The sequence below is a fragment of the Blautia sp. AF26-2 genome (assembly GCF_003460955.1).
In the GTDB taxonomy this organism is placed as follows: domain Bacteria; phylum Bacillota; class Clostridia; order Lachnospirales; family Lachnospiraceae; genus Fusicatenibacter; species Fusicatenibacter saccharivorans.
Genome location: NZ_QTWD01000013.1, coordinates 97,441 through 119,163, shown reverse-complemented (window position 1 = coordinate 119,163; position 21,723 = coordinate 97,441). Strand labels below are relative to the sequence as shown.

General features: G+C 44.1%; 19 protein-coding genes and 1 pseudogene. 16 read left to right on the top strand and 4 right to left on the bottom strand.

The features are described from left to right. Positions 1-198 precede the first annotated feature (198 nt). The 3 genes from DWY63_RS19175 to cytX all read left to right on the top strand — a co-directional run bounded on the left by DWY63_RS19175 (position 199) and on the right by cytX (position 2,891). On the top strand, positions 199-471 hold the full coding sequence (locus DWY63_RS19175; RefSeq protein WP_330415509.1) for a hypothetical protein: 273 nt from the start codon (positions 199-201) through the stop codon (positions 469-471). A gap of 198 nt (positions 472-669) precedes the next feature. Beyond that, positions 670-1,533 carry a serine hydrolase domain-containing protein gene (locus tag DWY63_RS15555; protein ID WP_055228665.1) on the top strand — a complete coding sequence of 288 codons (864 nt, stop codon included), beginning with the start codon at positions 670-672 and terminating at the stop codon, positions 1,531-1,533. Between the two features lie 197 nt (positions 1,534-1,730). Continuing rightward, complete coding sequence (gene cytX, locus DWY63_RS15550) at positions 1,731-2,891, top strand: putative hydroxymethylpyrimidine transporter CytX (RefSeq protein WP_022462800.1); 1,161 nt, start codon at positions 1,731-1,733, stop codon at positions 2,889-2,891. A gap of 221 nt (positions 2,892-3,112) precedes the next feature. Here cytX and DWY63_RS15545 read toward each other — a convergent pair whose 3' ends face one another. Continuing rightward, complete coding sequence (locus DWY63_RS15545) at positions 3,113-4,831, bottom strand: glycoside hydrolase family 2 protein (RefSeq protein ID WP_117802582.1); 1,719 nt, start codon at positions 4,829-4,831, stop codon at positions 3,113-3,115. A gap of 146 nt (positions 4,832-4,977) precedes the next feature. Here DWY63_RS15545 and DWY63_RS15540 point away from each other — a divergent pair, with 146 nt between their 5' ends. Both DWY63_RS15540 and DWY63_RS18970 read left to right on the top strand, forming a co-directional pair. Continuing rightward, positions 4,978-5,820 carry an AraC family transcriptional regulator gene (locus tag DWY63_RS15540; protein ID WP_055228666.1) on the top strand — a complete coding sequence of 281 codons (843 nt, stop codon included), beginning with the start codon at positions 4,978-4,980 and terminating at the stop codon, positions 5,818-5,820. A gap of 458 nt (positions 5,821-6,278) precedes the next feature. Further along, positions 6,279-6,422, top strand: a pseudogene (locus DWY63_RS18970) (group II intron reverse transcriptase/maturase); the annotation flags it as partial. A gap of 25 nt (positions 6,423-6,447) precedes the next feature. On the opposite strand, the gene DWY63_RS17900 reads toward DWY63_RS18970, so the two are convergent. Then, positions 6,448-6,735, bottom strand: a complete 288-nt coding sequence (locus DWY63_RS17900) for a hypothetical protein (protein WP_147343085.1) — start codon at positions 6,733-6,735, stop codon at positions 6,448-6,450. 223 nt (positions 6,736-6,958) lie between these two features. On the opposite strand from DWY63_RS17900, the gene DWY63_RS15530 reads away from it, so the two are divergent. From DWY63_RS15530 to DWY63_RS15490, 9 genes are all read left to right on the top strand, one after another. Then, on the top strand, positions 6,959-7,654 hold the full coding sequence (locus tag DWY63_RS15530) for a polyphosphate polymerase domain-containing protein (RefSeq protein WP_117510843.1): 696 nt from the start codon (positions 6,959-6,961) through the stop codon (positions 7,652-7,654). Positions 7,655-7,665: 11 nt separating this feature from the next. Next, positions 7,666-8,343 (top strand): DUF4956 domain-containing protein, encoded by a 678-nt coding sequence (locus DWY63_RS15525; RefSeq protein WP_117802581.1) that lies wholly within the window; start codon positions 7,666-7,668, stop codon positions 8,341-8,343. 1 nt (position 8,344) lies between these two features. Then, a complete protein-coding gene (locus tag DWY63_RS15520) occupies positions 8,345-9,826 on the top strand; it encodes a CotH kinase family protein (RefSeq protein WP_158568384.1) in 1,482 nt (493 codons plus the stop codon). Between the two features lie 198 nt (positions 9,827-10,024). Then, the gene (locus DWY63_RS15515; protein ID WP_243001907.1) at positions 10,025-12,004 is read left to right on the top strand and encodes a hypothetical protein; all 1,980 of its coding nucleotides are present in this window, start codon (positions 10,025-10,027) and stop codon (positions 12,002-12,004) included. Continuing rightward, positions 12,001-13,092 carry a HEAT repeat domain-containing protein gene (locus DWY63_RS15510; protein ID WP_117802578.1) on the top strand — a complete coding sequence of 364 codons (1,092 nt, stop codon included), beginning with the start codon at positions 12,001-12,003 and terminating at the stop codon, positions 13,090-13,092. The genes DWY63_RS15515 and DWY63_RS15510 overlap by 4 nt, the downstream gene beginning before the upstream one ends. Beyond that, positions 13,089-14,492, top strand: a complete 1,404-nt coding sequence (locus tag DWY63_RS15505; RefSeq protein ID WP_117510833.1) for a glycosyltransferase family 2 protein — start codon at positions 13,089-13,091, stop codon at positions 14,490-14,492. The genes DWY63_RS15510 and DWY63_RS15505 overlap by 4 nt, the downstream gene beginning before the upstream one ends. Positions 14,493-14,550: 58 nt before the next feature. Beyond that, positions 14,551-15,117: an IS630 family transposase gene (locus DWY63_RS15500; protein ID WP_158568383.1), complete on the top strand. Its 567-nt coding sequence runs from the start codon at positions 14,551-14,553 to the stop codon at positions 15,115-15,117. A 28-nt stretch (positions 15,118-15,145) separates the two neighbouring features. After that, positions 15,146-15,610, top strand: coding sequence for a low molecular weight protein-tyrosine-phosphatase (locus DWY63_RS15495; protein ID WP_117802576.1), 465 nt, complete (start codon positions 15,146-15,148; stop codon positions 15,608-15,610). A gap of 229 nt (positions 15,611-15,839) precedes the next feature. Beyond that, positions 15,840-16,778: a hypothetical protein gene (locus DWY63_RS15490; protein WP_117802575.1), complete on the top strand. Its 939-nt coding sequence runs from the start codon at positions 15,840-15,842 to the stop codon at positions 16,776-16,778. 123 nt (positions 16,779-16,901) lie between these two features. On the opposite strand, the gene DWY63_RS15485 is transcribed toward DWY63_RS15490, so the two are convergent. Next, a complete protein-coding gene (locus tag DWY63_RS15485; RefSeq protein ID WP_117802574.1) occupies positions 16,902-17,156 on the bottom strand; it encodes a heavy-metal-associated domain-containing protein in 255 nt (84 codons plus the stop codon). A gap of 289 nt (positions 17,157-17,445) precedes the next feature. Here DWY63_RS15485 and DWY63_RS15480 point away from each other — a divergent pair, with 289 nt between their 5' ends. Next, positions 17,446-18,348: an AraC family transcriptional regulator gene (locus tag DWY63_RS15480; RefSeq protein ID WP_055228413.1), complete on the top strand. Its 903-nt coding sequence runs from the start codon at positions 17,446-17,448 to the stop codon at positions 18,346-18,348. Positions 18,349-18,358: 10 nt separating this feature from the next. Here the strand turns inward: DWY63_RS15480 and DWY63_RS15475 are convergent, their stop codons facing one another. Beyond that, on the bottom strand, positions 18,359-19,693 hold the full coding sequence (locus DWY63_RS15475) for an MATE family efflux transporter (protein ID WP_117761791.1): 1,335 nt from the start codon (positions 19,691-19,693) through the stop codon (positions 18,359-18,361). Between the two features lie 314 nt (positions 19,694-20,007). Between DWY63_RS15475 and pckA the strand changes: the two genes are divergently transcribed. Then, positions 20,008-21,612 carry a phosphoenolpyruvate carboxykinase (ATP) gene (gene pckA, locus DWY63_RS15470; RefSeq protein ID WP_117802573.1) on the top strand — a complete coding sequence of 535 codons (1,605 nt, stop codon included), beginning with the start codon at positions 20,008-20,010 and terminating at the stop codon, positions 21,610-21,612. Positions 21,613-21,723: the final 111 nt, after the last annotated feature.

Here is a 21,723-nt window from a genome sequence, read left to right as displayed (position 1 = left end):
GTGGAAGAAACAGGAATCCCCCTGCTTTAGCTGTGGGGAGTGTCAATCAAGCATGAATATGCGCATTACATGCAGTACAATATGCGGATACCTGAGAAGTATAAATGGCAGGCTGGAACACATGGAAGTGCGTGGAAATATTGTTGTTCTCTTATAGGTGCAGCACCGACACCTTATTATAAGGCAGGAGAGGCGCTGTTGGATCATAACTATGATAAAGTATTAAAAAGCCGGATTCATGATAAGACAGTGCCGATTCGAGATACGTATCAGCGCCAGCAGAAAGCACAGAAGCAGAAGGATGAAGTTGTTCAATATAAAATTGGAGACAATATCACACATCCGAAATTCGGAGATGGAATCATAGAAAAGATTAATCTGAGATCTGGCGGAGTTCATCTTCATATTCGGTTTGATGGTGAGGTGAAATGTATTGATCAGAAGTGGTTGATGAGGAGGAAATATACATAGGAATACATAGGAAGATAGGATCAAAGCATATTGTTTGGTTTGGCCGTCGCTTTCCATGAAGGCGTGAGTTGAAATGAATATGCCCGGAATGGCAGAAAACTACCGGAAAGATTGCCTTCCGTGAATTGAATGAAAAATAAGAATTTAAGAAAAGAATCCATCATGATATTATAGTAAAAATAAAGGAGGAACCTAGCTATGGACATATCTGATTTTATAGGAGCTGCAAAAACATTTCACGTTCTTGGAATAAAGGTCACAAAAGATGGCGACCTCATAAATGAATGGTACAGCGAACCCGAATGCCGTAGAAATATCTATTCTGCAACGAAGAGCTTCACATCCTGTGCAGTTGGTTTTGCTGTCCAGGAAGGATTACTGTCTTTAGATGAAAAACTGACGGATGCCTTTCCCGAAGATTTACCCGATGTGATCGATGATAATCTGAAAATGGCAACGGTTCGAGACCTGCTTACGATGTGTTTAGGACAGGAACAGGGCAGCCTTATGGGAGAACAGCGGCCATTATACCAGGAGGATGACTGGGTAAAAATGTCTTTGGCGATTCCGTTTCAATATAAGCCAGGTACACATTTTGTATATAATAATGTTGGTCCCTACCTGGCAGGCATTCTTGTACAGAGACGTTCCGGATGCGATCTGGTCTCTTATCTTACACCAAGGCTTTTTAAACATCTTGGAATCAAGCGGCCGACATGGGAGACAGATCCTCTTGGAAACAGTTTTGGCGCAGGTGGATTGTTCCTTACACTTTCTGAACTTCATAAATTCGGATTGTTTTACCTGAATAAGGGAAAATGGAATGGAAAACAGATTTTATCCGAAAAATGGATAGAAGAAAGTACAGCAGCATCCGATACAGACAATTATGGTTATCTTTTCTGGAGAGGAGAATACAATTCCTACCGGGCGGATGGAAAATATTCTCAGATTTCTATGATCCTTCCGGACAAGAATGCGGTTATTTCGATGGTCGCAGAATGCCGGAACGGGGAAGAACTTATGAGTGCTTTGTATGATTTGGTATGTGCAAAGTTATAGATTATTATTGCATAATTGTGAAAAAGGAAAGACCAAAAGAGCTCAAACAGCTCGTCTATATAAGATAGATGGGCTGGATTCCGAAGCTGATGAAGGTGCTGGAATTGATCGGAAGAAGGAAAATAATTGCCGCATTTTCCCTTCTGTGCTAAAATGGTTTCCGGTATGAAAATTTAAGCAAAGAGAGGAACATGAAAATGAACGAAAAACGTACCGGCCTGTTCGAGAATGGCCTGATCTGGTTTGGGGCAGGTGTCTCGATTGCCGAAATCCTGACCGGAACCTACCTTGCACCGCTCGGCATGGGAAAAGGTCTGGCAGCGATTCTTATCGGCCATATCATCGGATGCCTGATGCTGTTTCTGGCGGGCGTGATCGGCGGCAGGGTCAGAAAAAGTGCCATGGAAACCGTAAAAATGAGTTTTGGACAGAAGGGAAGCATCCTTTTTGCTGTCCTGAATGTATTGCAGCTCGTTGGCTGGACCGCCATCATGATCTATGACGGAGCGCTCGCCGCAGACGGCGTAATGCATACGGGCAGATGGATCTGGTGCCTTGTGATCGGAGTCCTGATTATTCTCTGGATTGTGATCGGAATCACGAATCTTGGTAAAATCAACACGGTTGCCATGGCAGCATTATTTCTGCTTAGCCTGATCCTGAGCAAGGTCATCTTTGCCGGAGGCGGAGCAGGAGCGCCATCGGATGACAGTATGACATTCGGTGCAGCAGTAGAACTTGCGGTTGCGATGCCGTTATCCTGGCTGCCGCTGATCAGCGATTACACAAGAGAAGCAAAAGAACCGGTCAAAGCAACGGCCATCAGCGCGGTTGTCTATGGAATCGTCAGCTGCTGGATGTATGTGATTGGAATGGGAGCAGCGATCATCACCGGAGAATATGACATCGCGCAGATCATGCTGAAGGCAGGCCTTGGCATTGCGGGCCTTCTGATTATTGTATTTTCAACAGTAACAACGACATTTCTGGATGCCTACTCCGCAGGAATTTCCAGCGAGACCGTCGTAAGCAAATGGAATGGAAAGCATGTGGCCATCGTTGTCACCGTCATTGGAACCATCGCAGCGATTGTATATCCGATGGACAACATCACAGATTTCCTCTATCTGATCGGCTCGGTCTTTGCACCGATGATCGCAATCCAGATTGCCGACTTTTTCCTGCTGAAACGGGACAAGAGCAGCCTGGCCGTACATATTCCGAATCTGATCATCTGGGTGATTGGATTTGTGGTATACCGAATTCTGATGAACATCGACATGCCGCTGGGAAACACTCTGCCGGATATGGTGATTACGATTGTAATCTGTCTGATCGTTGGAAAATTTGTTTCATAAAAAGTGAATAAAGAGATCAGATGACTGTTCTGCCTGCATTTGAGCAGGCGGGGCAGTCATTTTGTGTGCCGAGCATGGCACTAATCTTGCTGGTGCAAGTCCAGTCACGGGTATTTACCGCCAAGTGTAGCGGACAATAAATTGTTTAATCCTCGAAAATTGTAAGAGGGTCAGACCCCAATGTCTCTCACACGCTTTCTTTTATACTCTGCGGGATGCTTTTAATCCTCGATTGCTGCCTTACGGGCATTGATTGCCTTTATCACATCCATATCAAACTTGGGTTTACGTTCATAGGTATACAGACCGTTTAACTCCTGCTCCACATCATACAGCTGGGTATAGCAGAAGGCAAACATATGGGGATTGTCCAAAAGGGCATCGGTCAGTCCCTTATATCGGTTCAGGAATTCCTCCTTGGTAGCAGGACCTGCACCATAGCCCCAGCCATCCTTTTCAACACCTTCTTCGTCCCACTTGATACCGCCATACTCACTGATGAAGGTAGGGATACCCTTTACAGGTGTCTGCCTGTAGCCATGATTATCTTCCAAATCACCTCCCTGTTTAAAGGACTCGTAGGTTGCTGCAAACTTTGCCGGATCCTGCTCATAATTGTGTAAGTCATAGATGTCCGTCACCACATGATAATTTCCGCTGGTATCAATGCAGGGTCTGGTGGTGTCATACAGCTTTGTCATCTTATACACATTGGCCAGTAAGCTGTCATCCTGCCTTCTTCCCTCATAATCCCATGTCTCATTAAACGGACACCAGCCGATGATGGCGGGATGGTTGAAGTCTCTCTCCAAGGCTTCCATCCACTCAGGCAGGAAATATTTTAATGCTGCGGGATTGCTGTAATCCAGTCCCCAACAGCCCTGCTCGCCCCATACCAGATAGCCTGCTTTATCGCAGTGATACAAGAACAGAGGCTCAAATACCTTCTGATGGAGTCTTGCGCCGTTGAAGCCTGCAGCCATGGACAGTTCCACATCCTTGACAAGTGCTTCCTCTGTAGGCGCTGTGTAAATGCCATCCGGATAGAAGCCCTGATCCAGCACCAGTCTTTGGAACACGCTCTTATCGTTGATGAGGAATTTCTCTCCATCCAGTCTTACCTCACGCATACCAAAGTAGCTTTCTACCTTATCTTCTCCATAGGTTAATGTAAGGTCATACAGTCTGCCATGACCCGGCTCCCACTTTTCCAGACGGGACAAAGGAAGTGTCATGGTAACGGTGCCGCCCTCTGACTTTGCGCTTACGCTGCCACAGGGCTCTCCCCCATAAAAGGCCTTTGCTTCCAGTGTGCCCTGCCCCTTTACCACCGCCTTAATTCCCAGAGTTGCCTCTGCCAGGTTTGGATAATATTGCACTTTTTCAATGTAGCTTTCCGGTACCCACTCAAGCCATACCGTCTGCCAGATACCTGTCGTTCTGGTATAATCACAGCCTCTGGAGTAGAAGAAATGACTCTGCTTTCCCTTGGGCTGCTTTCCGCTTCTCACATCATCTGCTGCAAAAAGCGTAATGTCATTTTCTCCTTCCTTTACAAGCTTTGTAATATTAAACGTAAAGGAAACATAACCGCCCTGGTGTCTGCCTGCCTCTACTCCATTGATCCATACTCTTGCATCATAGTCCACTGCGCCGAAGTGTAAGAGAAGATCTCCCTTCAGCTCCTCCCCTGTCAATGTGATGGTACGGTGATACCATACGCCGGGGATAAAGTCCTTATAGCCGATTCCGCTCAGATCACTTTCCGGGCAGAAGGGCACCAGGATCTTCTTCTCCCAATCTGTCTTTCCTTCCTGCCATTTCTGATCTATGCCGCTGCATCCAAAGTCAAAGGAAAAATCCCATTCTCCATTCAGGTTTTTCCAATGCTCCCTCTTCATCTGGGGCTGGGGATGCTCCGGTCTGGGTATTTGTGTCATAATTTTGTCCTCCTGTGATCATTTATTTGGGTTGATTTCATTTTTATTTTATATAGTGAAAGCCATAGTTGACAGGCTTGCTCCTTTTTACTACAATGCTGTTATTGCATTATTGCAATTTGCTTTCAAAAAATGGAGGAACCACCATGCCTCAGGAAATTACACGCACACAGATTGAAAAATACACTGTCTACACCGGCCCTACCGCGGAAAGCTTTTCTCCCATCATGGCCGGTATCACTTACCCGGATCCTGCCTATGAGATCCTGGTTTATCGCAGACCCCTGTGTGTGTTTGAATACGTTTTAAGCGGCCGTGGACATATCGAGCGAAACGGCAGTATCCTCACTGTAAATGCCGGAGATGCCTATATCCTTACTGCCGGCACCTACCACCACTACTATTCAGACAAAGTTGATCCCTGGACCAAGATCTGGTTCAATGTCAGCGGCAGTCTGGTACAGCATCTTCTCTCCGATTACGGCTTAGACGGTGTCACCCTGATCCCCCGCTTCCATAACGAAACACCTCTGACCCGGATCCTTGATGCCTTTACCGCCGACCCTGTACACTCTGCTGACAAGCTGGCTGTACTGCTCCATCAATATATTCAGGAGCTTGCGGATTTTCTGGCAAACAAAGTTCCCATCAATCCTACTGCACTGGCGATCCGCAATTATATCGATATGCACTTAACAGAAAGTCTGTCCTTGGATCATCTGGCAGATACCGTTTCCCTATCCCGCTCCAGGCTCATCCACCTGTTCCAGGAGGTATATCATGTTGCTCCCTACCAGTATTACCTGTCCCAGAAGTGCAAGCTGGCCCAGTCCATGCTAAGCCGCACCACTCTTCCTGTTTCTGCCATCTCCACACAGCTTGGGTTCTTAGACCCTCACCACTTTTCTTCCTTTTTCAAGAAACAGTGCGGTCTGTCCCCGGCTTCTTACAGAAAACTCCACACAGCGCCTGGGAATTTTCCCACCTAAGTATTATTCTTTCTAAAAATGGAACCAAGGCAACGAAACTACTTTTTTAAGTACTTTCATTGCCTTGGATTATAGTGTATTTTCTTTCTGTTTACGATACAAAATACAGCTAAAAAGGTATGAATTATTGCTACTACATATTTACTCCTAAGGGAGTCAATTATTTCTTACAGTACCTTCTCCTCATTTTTTTCCGGGGACAGGCACCGGAAGCTGTAGCCAATCTCGTGTGGTCTATATTTTTTTGGTGGTCACAGATCAACGATATACAGAAAATGTTAGCTTTGCAGAATAAGCTGCAGTCCAATCGGATTGATATGAAAGGGGTCATACAGGAATATCAGGAGACTCAGAGAACTGCTGAAGTGAGTGAGAAGAAACAAGCCTTTCTTCAGGATTTTAAAGAAATGATTACGGAGGCAATAAGGGCGTTAAAATCGGACACAGAATGGGCAGAGCTGGACTTATCGAAATACTTTGACACACTCAATCATGAAATTCTCATGAACTTACTTCGCAGGAATGAAAAGGATGAACGAGTGGTACAGCTGATTAAGCGTTATCTGAAAAGCGGTGTAATGGAGAATGGAGTAGTCATGGAAGAAGTTTAAGTCAAAGCTGAAAGGATTATCTTCCCGTAAATCCGTACAGGCAATTAAACCAAGCTTTGTCGTAGCCGATGTATTCAAAATGAACATTCCAGTAGCGTGCCATAAGACGTAAGGTATCATATCCATAGCCGCTTCGTTTTCCGGTTTCATCCTGCATATGGTATCCGTCCATCTCAAAGAATCCCACGCGTATGGTTTCACGCTGTGAAATGGCTTCGGTGGCATAGGGCGATTGTGGATACAGTACGATCACACAGATAAATGTTAATATTATTTCAAGATATTTTTGGCAGTTTGATATCATACAACATCCCCATTTCATAAGGAATCCCCATTTCCATTATGATTTTTATATATTTGTTTATAAAATATCATATCTTTTGGTATATATTGTCAATAAATGTTGATTTTATCGAGAGTTCATTGTATACTACAAAGTTTTATTCCATATATGGACAAAAAAAAAAATTATGGATGTATACTATCGTAGTATTTACTAAAAAGCAAAGGCAGGAGGAAATAATACTGTGCGCGATGTACTGCGGGAAGAAAAGAAATTTCTACTTAATCAGGCAGAAGCATTAAAACTTCGGAATTATTTGTCAAATGTGGTTCATACTGACTCACATAACGGACCGGATGGTTATCAGGTACGTTCTTTGTACTTTGATTCTTTGTCAAATCGGGATTTTCAGGAAAAGGAAGATGGTCTGGAGTTAAGAAGGAAGTTTCGTTTGCGGGTATATAGTCCTGATGCGGATTTTGCACTGTTTGAAATGAAGCAGAAGCAGGGACCTTATCAGCGGAAGCGATCATTAAGATTATCCAGAAGGGAAGCGCAGGCTCTCATTGAGGGTGATTATTCTGTACTTTTAAACAGTGGCAGTGAGTTTGGACAGGAATGTTATTCAATTATGGAAATGTGGGCATACCGTCCTAAAACAGTTGTAGAATATGACAGATTTGCATTTATCGCGCCGGAAAATTCTATTCGAATAACTTTTGATTCTGGAATACGGGCTAATGAAGTAAATTTCAATATATTTGATAGAAATCTGGTGTTAAACAGTGTAATGTCTCCTTTTGCTGTAGTGTTGGAAGTAAAATATAACGGTTTTTTGTTAAGCTATATCAAGCATATGCTTCTGCCCGTTCAGAAAAGCGAGCTTTCCGTGAGCAAATACTGTATGGCAAGACAAATTGGCTGTGACTACAGATTTTAGGAGGAAAGGAAATGAAAGAGACGATTTATAACCTGCTTGCCCAGCAGGGGGATATGACCTGGCAGCAAATTACAATGCATATTCTGGTAAGTGCTGTCATTGGTCTGTTTATTTTTATTTCATATGTGATCTCACATAAGGGAACGATTTACAGCAAAAAATTTGGAGTAACACTAATCGTTCTGACTGTTATGACAGGAACAGTTATGACTGTCATAGGAAACAATATTGCATTGTCGCTTGGTATGGTCGGTGCATTATCTATCGTGCGTTTTCGAACTGCAATAAAAGATTCCAGAGATACTGTATATATTTTCTGGACGATCATTGTGGGAATATGTTGTGGAGTTGGAGATTATCTGGTTGCTGCAGTAGGCAGTTCTGCTATTTTTCTTATCTTTCTTATCATGGGAGCAATCCGCAGTGATAACCGTATGCTTTTGATCATCCGTGCAAAAAGAAGCCGCTGTGAAAATATAGAATCCCAGGTCTTTCGTTATTTTGGGACTGGTGCCGTTCTTCGGGTAAAAAATACGACAGAGGAGAATGCTGAGTACATTTATGAATTATCCAGAAAAATACTGGAAAAAGTTCAGAAACAGCATCCGGCTTTAACAGATGATTTCTATAACCTTGGACAAATTGAAAGTGTTAATATTGTAGCTCAAAGCGATGAGATTTATAACTGATATGAAATATAAAATAATAGGATTTACATGCTGCTTTGCGGTTATTCTGATTGCCGTTTTTGCGCCATTGTTTTATAAGGACTACCGAAAAACAGAGAGAATTCATCAGCATGAACAGGAAATTCCCCAAGAAGCATGTACAGATCCTGCGGATGGCGGTCTGTGTACATATCTTCCGATTGTCAAAATTGATACAGATGGGGTGGTAATCCCGGGAAGACCCATTAAGGATGATGGAAACAACCGCATTTATACACGTGCTGCTGATGGGGAAACTACAATTGCTGCTCAGATGGATATAATCGGAAATGACAGCAAAGAGTACCATCATGCAAATGAAACGGCAGATGTATCTTCTGCAATCCGCATACGAATGAGAGGTAATTCCTCAAGAGAGTTTGATAAGCCAAGCTATGCCATCAGACTTGTAGATAAAAAAGGGGAAAACAATCCGCTTTCCATTATGGGAATGGATGCGCACCATGAATGGGTATTATACGGTCCCTGGCTCGATAAAACAGCCATACGAAATTATATGTTTTACAATCTTGCCGGAGAAATGATGTCTTATGCGCCAAATGTAAGATTCTGCGAAGTAATTCTTAATGGTGAATATGAAGGTCTATATGTAATGACTGAAATGATAACCGGCGGAAAAGATGGCGCCAGGCTGGGACTTCGTGTAAATGCCAAGCGCAGCACATTTTCCGGATACCTGCTTCGCCTGGATCATCAGCATGCGGGCGAAGAAGCTTTAAACAGCTTTACAACGTATACCTACAAAACCCCCTTCATGCTGCAGATAGAATATCCCGGAAGCAGGAACAGGGATGCCAGACTGACAGAAGAAATCCGGCAGGATTTTTCAAATTTTGAAAAAACTCTGTACTCATATGATTATGACAGGGAAAAACATGGCTACACTTCTATGATAGATGTAGACAGCTTTGTAGATTACTTTATTATCAATGAGCTTTCCAGTAATGCAGATGCCGGAAACTATTCCACTTATATTTATAAGGGAACAGATAATCTGTATCATATGTGTGTATGGGATTTTAATAATGCCTGTAATAACTATTTCGAGGAGGAACTTCCTTATACTGGATTTTTCCTGAACAACCGATTATGGTTTGAAATGCTTATCAAAGATGAGAATTTTACTGAACGGATCATCCAGCGATATCATTCCTTGCGAAAAGGTCTGTTAAGTGAGGAATCACTTTATCGTTATATCGATGAAACCCTTGATTTTATCGCACCAGCTCTTGCAAGAAACGATGCACGATGGGGAAGTGTAGAACAGCAGGCAAAGGGACTTCTGGTTCCGGTATCAAGAAATCTGGACAGCAGATCTGCCGCTGAAGGACAGTTAAAAGGTTACTTGCGAAACAGAGGAAAATGGTTGGATGAAAACATTGAGACTCTGCGTCAGTATTCAGCATCCTCCCGTGTAAAGCAGTATAATGAGGTTAATGATTAAAATATGAAACGATTTATTATCAGCATATCTGCCATCATTCTGCTTCTATTTATTGGATTTATAGCTGTGTTTTATGGCGGATTTTATATGGACTCAGACCGGGACAATCATATAAACACATTTGTCCGGACTGAGAATAAAGAGATACTTATAAAGGACAAAGATAAGTGGAAACCATTTGAAGTCAGGGGAATTGATATGGGAAGCGGTATTCCTGGTGAATGGTCTACAGATTATGCGATCACCAAAGAAACCTATCTGCACTGGTTTCAGCTGATCCAGGAAGCAGGAGCAAATACGCTGAGAGTCTATTCTGTCCAGAATCCGTCTTTTTATAAAGCGTTCTATGAATACAATTCCCAACATGAGGAGCCGTTATATTTACTTCAGGGAATCTGGGTAAATGATTATATACAGAACTCCCGAGTGGATGCATATGCCGACTCCTTTGCAGGAAAGCTTCTGGATAATTGCCTGGTCACTGTAGATGTGATCCATGGAAAACGACTTATCATCAATAATGATGCAGATACAAGTACAGGACTTTATTTACACGATGTCTCGAAATGGGTGCTGGGATATATTATCGGAAATGGATGGGAAGATACAACAGTTGCATATACAGATGAGAAATATCCGGATATGGAACCTTATAAAGGAACCTATCTTACTGCTTCAAAAGATGCCTCTGCCTTTGAATCCCTGCTTGCCAAAATAGGTGACAGGATGCTGCACTATGAATCAACAAGATATGATGAGCAGCGTCTGATCTCCTTTTCCAGTGGAAATGCAACAGATCCCTTTGATTATCCTAAAGAGATTGCAGAATATTTCAGAAAATGTGCCCGGATCGACACAGAACATATAACTGCAACTGATAAATTTATATCAGGTCAGTTTGCCAGCTACAGTGCATCTCCATATGATCAGGATTACTTTTCCTGTATGGAATACACAACATGGAACAGCTTGTCTGATAAAAAGATTGACTTTAGTGACTGTATCACTCCTGACGGAAAACGGAATACTTATCGGGCATATTTAAGACTTTTAAACGAACATCATACAATGCCGGTTTTGGCTGTTGAATTTGGTGCAGCCACAGGACGAGGTGAGATTCATGAGAATCAGGTGACCAGCAGAGGACTTGGATACTATTCTGAAAAAGAACAGGGAAAGATTCTGGTAGATTGTTATGAAGACATTATGGCTGCCGGACTTTCCGGAGGCTGTGTCTATTCCTGGCAGGATGAATGGTTCAAGCATACCTGGAATACCATGTATGCTGTAGACTTAAGCCGTAATATTTACTGGGAAGATGCTCAGACAAATGACCAGCATTTTGGCCTGCTGGCATTTGAATGTGGGGAAAAAGAAAGTGTTTGTTACGTGGACGGTGATACTTCCGAATGGACGGATAAAGATAGGGTGATCCAATATGAAGACGGCTCTTTCATCAGTGTGAAGTATGATGCCTCCGGTGTTTATTTATATCTCCATAAAAAGGACTTTGATCTGGAAAATGACACGCTGTATGTTCCGGTTGATACGACCAAAAAAACAGGCAGTACCCGTATGGAAAATTGTACAGCAGAATTTGAAAGACCTGCAGATTTTGTACTGGTCTTAAATGGAAAAGATAATACTCGTCTGTTGGTTCAGGATCGGTATAATCCCATTCATGCCAATTATGAGGAAGATATTACAGGAAAAGATCCTTATATTGATCCACCAGCCAGGGACAGCGCTGTATTCGAAAATATCAGCATGGTATTACGGGATGTTATTGGTCAGTATCAGGATGCTGCCACACCGTTAAAAACCTTTGAAAGTGGAAAGCTGTATTATGGTAATGGAAATCCATCTGCATCTGCTTATGATTCCAGGGCAGATTTTATCTGTAATGGAGATGATGTGGAAATTAGAATCCCATGGCAGCTGCTGAATTTTTCTGATCCGTCCCGAATGCAGATCCATGATGATTATTATGACGGAAATTATGGCATTGAATCAGTGGGGATCAAAGAGATGTTTATAGGTTTTGGCGGAGAAGGAAATACAATCGAGATGGGAGGCCTTAAACTGAAAGGATGGGAGAATACAGTATCCTACCATGAAAGATTAAAAGAAGCATACCAGGTTCTGAAGACATACTGGACAGGAAAGGAATACGAATGATAGCACAGCTTGTGATTGTTTTTTATTTTATTGTCTGTGTGGGGATTATCATTTTTAACTGCTTTACAGAGATAATTTCAAGATATCGTTCCTGTGTTCTGAAAAGGAGGGAACAACGATATTGCGAAGAATACAGACAGTTGTTTTTAGAAAATATAACGGAAAATAAAAAGCAGGAAAAAAGGCTGGTTAAAGAGCTTCATTCAACCAGCAGACTTCTGACGTTCAGTGAAGCATTATCTAAAGTTGAAAACAGTATGCCGGAACAATTCCAGCAGGGAATAGCATCTGTAAGTCGGCTGATGGAAGAACTGATACCGGTTTATAAAAGAAAACCGGATATGGAAAAGGCCTGCCTGGCTTATGTATTTGCCATATTTCATATGACGAAATTCCAGGCTAAGGAAATTGTTTTCCCATTTCTTTTTGACCTGCTTGGAAATAAAAGTCTCTATTGCAGGGAGAATGCTTTGCGGGCATTATACAGTTCAGAAGATATACACGCGGTTATGCAGGCATTGACATTTCTGGATGCAAATGAGCAGCTGCTTCCGCATAAAAAAATACTTGCAGATGGACTTCTTTCCTTCGATAAAAAAGAAGAACTGATACCACTCCTTTGGAAAAAATTGAGTGAATTTCATCCAAGGATGCAGGTAAGCTTGTTGGATTATATTCGATATGCATCGTCAAACTGGAAGGATGAAATGCTGTCTATGCTGGAAACAAGCCAGGATATGGAAATTCAAATCGCATGTGTCCGCTATTTTGGCAGATATCAGGATGAAAGAAGTGTTTCTTTTCTGCTTCATCACGCTGAAGAAGAAAAGGAAGGGTTCTGGGAATTGCAGAATGCCTGTATTTCTGCTCTTGCTGTGTATCCCGGACCGCAGACACTGGAAATCTTGAAAAAAGAGACTTCCAGTAAAAACTGGTATGTCCGTTATAATGCTGCAAAAAGCCTTGCAGTTCTGAATACAGACAGGGATGCATTAGCTGATATTTTACAGGGAAATGACCGCTACGCAAAAGAAATGTTAGAGTACCAGCTGGATGAAGTAAAAGTACAAAGGAGGGCGGGTTTATGACCGATGCATTTCGTTTTTTTCTGGAATGTGTCAATCTGTTTTTTATTATATACCTGATTGGATATTCCAGCTTTTTGTTTTTGTCGGTTGTAGCAGGCGCAATTGAGCTGTACAGATCATACCGCCTTGAACAGATGCACAATAAACTGTGGCAAAGCTATTACATACCGGTTTCCATTCTTGTTCCGGCTTATAACGAAGAGGTTACGGTGAAGGATACAGTCACTTCACTTCTCAACCTGGATTATAAACTATATGAAATTATAGTAATAGATGATGGTTCTAAAGACAAAACATCTCAGGTTCTGATTGATGCATTTCATATGGAGCGAGTGGAACGCCCGATCCGTCATCTGATCCAATGTCAGCCTGAGGAAGAAATTTATGAATGCCCGAACCAGAAAGTGCCCATTACTTTGATCCGCAAGAAGAATGGCGGAAAAGCAGACAGCTTAAATGCCGGAATCAATGCAGCCAGGTATCCCTGGTTTATCTGTATGGATGCGGACTCTATTTTACAGCATGATTCGCTGGAGAAAATCGTTCGCCCGGTTCTGGAGGACGAAAATGTAATAGCCGTTGGTGGAAGTGTCCGCCCAGCCAATGGTGTTGTCATAAAAAAAGGTCATGTGATAAAATACAGGCTGCCCAGAAATATAATAGCAAGAATGCAATCCCTGGAATATGCCCGTTCTTTTCTGGCAGCACGTATCCTGCTGGATAAAATCAATGCAAACATGATCATATCCGGAGCTTTTGGATTATTTGAGAAAAAAACAGTGATTGCCGTAGGCGGATATGACAACAGTACAATGGGCGAGGATATGGAACTGGTAGTCAGACTTCATGAATTCAGCCGCATGAATCGTAAGCCATATAAGATTGATTTTGCACAGGATGCCATCTGCTGGTCGCAGACTCCGGAAAAATTAAGTGAATTAGGCAAGCAGCGGAAAAGATGGCAGAGAGGATTGTTCCAGTGTATGTGGGGACACCGTAAAATGCTGGCAAACCCACGGTACGGAGCTGTAGGACTTTTATCCTATCTTTATTTTCTGCTTTACGAATTATTGTCACCATTTATTGAACTTTTGGGTGTACTTACAATGGTTTTATCTGTGATGATGGATATGCTGAATGTGAAATTTATGCTGGTATTTCTTGCATACTATGCCCTGTATGGTATTTTACTCACATTAACTGCATATTTTTCAAGAATCTATACCATTGACCAGAGGTTTTCTTTTCGAGAGCTGATCCTTGCTATTACTGCTTGTTTTTTTGAAACAACTTTTCTCCGCTTTTATCTGGAATTTGTCCGTGTGACTGCATTTGTGGGATACAAGAAGAACAAACTGAACTGGGATAAACTGGAAAGAAAGAAAATGAACAGAATATAGTTTTATTATACTTATAAGAAAAAATCTTTGCACGCAAAAGAACAGGATCGTCCCCGATGTGCAGAGAAAACGCAGTCAATGGATAGAAACTATATCTGGTGCAAATGCAGAACATCAAATATATCTCGATGAAAGCGGTATTAATACAAACCTCACAAGACACTATGCACATGCAGTACATGGGAAACGTGCCATGGATGCTACCCCGATCAACACGCCTGCCGGAACAACTGTTTTGTCATCCATCCGGCTTAACGGCAGTCTGGTATATACTACGTACCAAGGTGGAACAACTGCACAGCGATTTCGTAAATATATGGGAAAACAATGGATACCGAGCCTTGAGAAAGACGATGTTGTAATCATGGATAACATGCGTTCTCATCATGCCAAAATAGTGACGGAACTTTTAGACAAGGCGGGGATCTCCTATCTATATTTGCCACCATACAGTCCAGATTTGAACCCTATTGAAAAAATGTGGTCAAAAATGAAAGCCTTTCTCCGAAAGAGGAAAGTCCGTGTTGCTGCTGAACTACCTGAGGCTGTAAAAGCGGCCTTAGAAACAATAAGCACGAATGATTGCAAAGGGTGGTTCCACGCATCTGGAATTTGCGTTAATTAAGAGGATAGCTATAGGAGGAAAAATTTTTATGATACGAGTACTTTTCATCTGCCACGGCAATATTTGCCGCTCGACTCTTGCTGAGAGCGTATTCACCCACAAAGTAAATTCCCTCGGCCTTGCCCACAATTTTGAAATTGACAGCTTCGCCACCAGCCGCGAGGAGATCGGCAATCCGCCGCACTACGGGACAGTCAATAAACTGCGCGAGGAGCACATTCCGCTCGTGCCGCATCACGCGAAGCAGATTACATGGAAGGATTACGAGCGCGCCGACTACATCATCGGCATGGATACCGCGAATATCCGCAATCTGAACCGGATGCTGAAAAATGATCCGGATGGAAAGGTTTACAAATTTCTTTCCTTCACCGGTTCCGGCCGCGATATTGCGGATCCGTGGTATACGGGAGATTTTGAGGCGACGTACCGCGATGTCGTGGAGGGATGCAACGGCTTTCTGGCGTATCTGCGCCGGGAAGGAAAAATCTGAAAAACAAAAAGCGCCGAAAACAAGGCCAGCGCCCATTTGCAGAGAATGCGGCACTAGCCTTTTAATATAAGAAAATCCTATAGCCACTCCAAAGAATTAGCAATTAGACGTAACCAGACAGATATGGTATGATAACTGCATAGAAAACATAGCGAAATGATAGGAAAGCAAAAGCTTTCCTATTTGAAAATTCATTCGATAGAACACGCGAAAGAGAGGCAGAAAATCAATGGCGAATTATGATTATGAGATTGTAAATGGAAGAAAAATCCGCGTAAGACCAAAAGAAACCGTATCGGAGATCGACAAAAACGGCTATTTCCGCAGACAGCCGAATCACTTCACGACTCCGTTCGGCGACGGTGAAAATGATCTGAAGGCAGAAGGTAATAAGAGATACCGTCTCGTCTGGGCAAAGCTGTGCCACTGGTCCAACCGCGCGGCGATCGTAAGAGAGCTGGAGGGCCTGGAAGATCAGATTTCCGTCAATATGGTAGAACATGCCCCGCATGAGAAAAACCTTGGCTGGGAATACGTTTACAATGAAAACAACATCGACCCGGTGTTCGGTGATCAGTTCCTCTCTGAGGCGTATTACCGTGCTGATGATGATTACCAGGGAAGAACGACCGTTCCGGCGCTGATCGACACAACGACGGGAAAGGTAGTCAACAACGATTACAACTGGCTGACCACTTATTTCGAGGTCAACTTCCGCCCATGGCACAAAAAAGGCGCGCCGGAGCTGTATCCGGTGGAGCTGCGGGAAGAGGTTGACAAGATGAATCTCTGGCTCTTCGATAATATCAACAACGCGGTATACCGCAGTTCCTTCTCCAGAAGCAACGAAGGCCATTTCGACGGTGTGAACACCTTCTTTGCAGATTTTGCCGTGCCGCCGGCAGACGCCAAGGGAAGAATTGAGGGAGAGGAAGACGGCTTCCGCGCCAGCACACACTACGATCTGGCACTTCCGAAGATTGACTGGGATGCACAGTGGAAGGTTTCGACCGAGCGCGCCTACCTGTCCTCAGACCCGACCCATCCGATCTATCTTGGAAACAACCGCAGATTCGACATCGACCCGACCTGGTACGATCTGGGCGCAGAATCTCCGAAAAAAGAGGAGAAAGAAACGCCGCCGTCCTGCGGATGCTGCTGCGGCTGATCAAATCATGGATAAAAAATAGAAAACACCGTTTCAGAGGCAGATTTCCAAAAGGAAATAAACTTCTGAAAAGGTGCTTTTTTTCCGACGCACAAACTGCAAAAGGAAAGGCATGAAATCCGCTTATCGTCCGAAATGGAAAAATCCCTTTTTCTCATACGGCTCACTCGTATACGAAACCAGCTCATATCCGATGTTCTTGATCTGCTGTTTCAGATACGGAATATCGAGCGGCGCTTCGCTGATGACAACGGTCTCGCCGCTTTTTGCAGAAGAGTTTACTTTCTTTGGAGAGCAGCTCTTGCGGACTACATCATTCATATGGGATTCGCACATGCCGCACATCATACCATCAATTTTTAAGACTGTTTTAATCATACAATACCTGCTTTCTTCCGGGAATACAGCGAAACGAAAGCGTGCCGGACTGTATTCCTGGAGTTTAATGAAAAATTTGAAATCACATACCCTATCGGGGTATCTAAAATATAGCGCGGATGAAAAGAAATGTCAATAAGCTGATAAAATATGATAATTATTATCATTTAAGAAGGAAAAATACGGTCATGGAAGGGCGATTCGCCGGCAGAACATGGAAACTTGCCGGAATCGCAAAGTTCGTGTTACAATTGGGACAGCAGAGCAAAACAAGAGAGGAGACAAAAATATGCTCTCACAGATGAATTACCGAAAAGAAACACAGCCCCACGGTGATGAGCTTTTTCCGCTGAGCATTCACGTTTTCGAGACAGACCTGCAGAGTACCGTGCGGGTGTACTGCCACTGGCATGAGGAAGTGGAGCTCTTTTATGCAGTAAAGGGCGAAGCTGTTTTTCATATGGATACCGAGACCTTTCTCCTGCGGGAAGGGGAGACCGCCTTTGTCAATGCAAACCGTCTGCATGAGGTAGAGGGAATCGACGGACAGGAATTTACGTTTCTTGCCGTTGTATTCCAGCCGCGTTTTCTGTCCGGCACATCGCTTGACCGGATCCAGCAGCAGTATATCGAACCAGTGCTGTCCTCCGAGATCCGTTTTCCATCCAAGACAGAGCGGGGGACACGCCTTGCAGAAAAAACGGCACAGGCCATGCAGGAGATCCGAAATCTGCAGGAAAGAAAAGAACCGGGCTGGGAGCTGCTGTTAAAAGCGGAACTTCTGAAAATCTGGCAGGGATATTACAGTGCGGCAGAAAAGAACGGCGGAAAAACGGATGCCTCGACGAATTACCGTGTCAGCAGAATGAAAGAGATCCTCACATACATGAATGCTCATTTCTGTGAGGATCTCGAAATCGCGGAACTGGCGAGCCAGTTTCATATGAGTGAGAGCGCTTTCTGCCGCTTCTTTAAGTCGATTATGCATATTTCCGCCGTGACGTATGTCAATAACCTGCGGATTGCCGAGAGCTGCCGGCTGCTGCTTTCCACCGAGGAGGCGATCAGCAAGATTGCGAGCGACTGCGGATTCCGAAATATCAGCTATTTTAACCGCGTCTTCCAGGAACGCATGCACCAGACGCCGGGGCAGTTCCGCAGTTTATCCGCAGAAAACCGTACTGCGATATAAGATTCGGAACTTATGCAGGCTTCTGCGATCGGAATGCACGCCGCAGGAAGAAAAGTCCGGTCATATCAGCCAGTGCCCAGCCGATCGGAATGGCGATCCAGATCCCGGCAACGCCAAGCGCCGTGGCGGAGAAAAGGTATGCCAGCGCCACACGCATGCCAAGCGAAATGACGGTCAGAACAACCGACATCTCGGCGCGTTTGACAGCGCGGTAATACCCGTACAGCAGAAACAGCCATCCGATGCCGAGATAGAACGAGCCTTCCAGCCGCAGGTACTGTATGCCGATCGCGATGACCTCCATTTCTGATGCTTTCACGAAAATCTGCATCAGCGGATGCGCGAACAGATTGACAAGCAGAGAAATGACGATGGAAAAAGCAGCGCTCAGTGCAAAAGCATCTTTCGTGCCGCGCCGGATCCGCTCGTGATTTCCGGCCCCGTAATTCTGTGCGGTGAAAGTGGAGTAGGCATTTCCGAAATCCTGCACCGGCAGATAGGCAAAGGTATCAATTTTCACCGCGGCCGCAAATGCCGCCATGACCGCCGGACCGAAGCTGTTGACGAGCCCCTGTACCATCAGAATGCCGAAATTCATGACCGACTGCTGAATGCAGGTCATCGAAGAAAGATTCAGAATCTCTTTTAAAATGGAATGGCTGAAACGCCATTCTTTTTTTGACGGCAGCCACATGCGGCAGCGGAGCAGCACATAGAGCAGAATACCGACGGCGGACACATACTGCGCAAGAACCGTAGCGAGCGCCGCGCCTGCGATGCCGAACGGCAGTACAGCGACAAAGAGCAGATCCAGTGCAATGTTCAGCACAGCAGAGACAGCGAGAAAAATCAGCGGCACAGAAGAGTTTCCGAGCGCGCGCAGCATACAGGAAAAGAAATTGTATACGGATGTTGCAATAAGGCCGGCAAAGATAATCAGAAGATACGTCCGCATGCCGGGACGGACTTCATCCGGGACGCGAAGAAACGTAAGGATCGGCTCGATGCCTGCATAAACAGCGAGATTCAGCACGAGCGTAACGGCAAGGATCAGCAGAAACGCGTGGAGAATCGAAAGTTTTAAAGAAGAAAGATCTTTTCGTCCCTGATAAATCGAAAAGAGCGCACCGGCGCCCATCGACAGGCCGAGAAAAATGGAAGTCAGAAACGTCATCAGCGTATAGGAGGAGCCGACGGCGGCGAGCGCATTGCTTCCGAGAACGCGTCCGACGATCAGGGTGTCGGCAATGTTGTAAAACTGCTGCAACAGATTTCCTGCGATCATCGGCAGGGCAAACAGGATAAGAGAGCGGGAGATTTTCCCGCGGGTCAGATCGTAATACATAAAGAAACTTCTTTCCGAACATAATTATTAATATTATAACATAAAAAATCAAAAAATGTCAATTTGCAGGATGAAGTGTACAAAAATGCAATTGTCAGAAAACTTCGAAAAATCGAAGTTTATAAAATTTTTACAGATTTTGGGACACGTTCTGTAAAAAAACGGAAGATTTTCAGTTGATTTTTTTGGCCTTTTATGTATAATTAGAGTAGAAGAGGTCGGCTGGTCCGGTTTCTTCTAAAGGATACCTTCAAATTTCTGCATTTTGCAGAATGAAGCAGTATTACTATCAAAGGAAAGAGGTTAATTACAAGATGGCACAGATCGATTTAACAAAGTATGGCATCACCGGTACCACAGAAATTGTGTACAACCCTTCTTATGAGCAGTTATTTGAGGAAGAGACAAAACCAGAGCTGGAAGGCTATGAAAAAGGCCGGGAGACAGAGCTTGGTGCAGTTAACGTTATGACCGGTATCTATACAGGCCGTTCACCGAAAGACAAATACATCGTTGTGGACGAGAATTCGAAAGATACTGTATGGTGGACTTCTGATGAGTACAAAAACGATAACCATCCGGCAACCCAGGAAGCATGGGCAGCAGTAAAAGAGATCGCCAAAAAAGAGCTCTCCAACAAAAGACTGTTCGTTGTAGATGCATTCTGCGGTGCAAATAAAGATACCCGTATGGCTATCCGCTTCATCGTTGAGGTAGCTTGGCAGGCACATTTCGTAACTAACATGTTCATCAAACCTACAGCAGAAGAGCTTGAGAACTTCGAGCCGGATTTCGTTGTATACAACGCATCCAAAGCAAAAGTTGAGAACTACAAAGAGTTGGGTCTGAACTCTGAGACAGCAGTAGTATTCAACATCACAAGCCGTGAGCAGGTTATCGTCAACACATGGTACGGCGGAGAGATGAAGAAAGGTATGTTCTCCATGATGAACTACTATCTGCCGCTGAAGGGTATCGCTTCCATGCACTGCTCTGCAAACACAGACCTGAACGGTGAGAACACCGCAATTTTCTTTGGACTTTCCGGAACAGGAAAAACAACACTTTCCACAGACCCGAAACGTCTTCTGATCGGTGATGACGAGCACGGCTGGGACGACAACGGAGTATTCAACTTCGAGGGCGGCTGCTATGCAAAAGTTATCAACCTGGACAAAGAGTCTGAGCCGGATATCTACAACGCAATCAGACGTGACGCTCTGCTTGAGAACGTTACTGTTGATGCAGAAGGCAAAATTGACTTCAATGATAAGAGCGTAACCGAGAATACTCGTGTATCTTATCCGATCAACCACATTGAGAACATCGTTCGCCCGATTTCTTCTGCACCGGCAGCTAAGAATGTTATCTTCCTGTCCGCAGATGCATTCGGCGTACTTCCGCCAGTATCTGTTCTGACACCAGAGCAGACTCAGTACTACTTCCTGTCCGGATTTACTGCAAAACTTGCAGGAACCGAGCGCGGAATTACCGAGCCGACTCCTACCTTCTCTGCATGCTTCGGCCAGGCATTCCTGGAACTGCACCCAACCAAATATGCAGAAGAGCTTGTTAAGAAAATGGAGAAGAGCGGAGCAAAAGCATACCTGGTTAACACAGGCTGGAACGGAACCGGAAAACGTATCTCCATCCGTGATACCCGTGGAATCATCGATGCAATCTTAAGCGGTGCTATCAACGAAGCTCCGACGAAGACTATTCCGTACTTCAACTTCGAAGTTCCGACTGAACTTCCGGGCGTTGATCCGGCTATCCTGGATCCTCGCGATACCTATGCTGATGCTTCCGAGTGGGAGACCAAAGCACTGGATCTGGCTGAAAGATTCATCAAGAACTTTGCAAAATATGAAGGAAACGCTGCTGGTAAAGCACTTGTTTCCTCCGGCCCGCAGAAATAAATTTTCTGAATTGATCGAAAGGAAGCCCCTGACATGAAATTGTCAGGGGCTTTCTTTTATGAAAATATCTGGAGAAATAAAATAGTTCCCTGCCCGAAAGTACAGACTGAT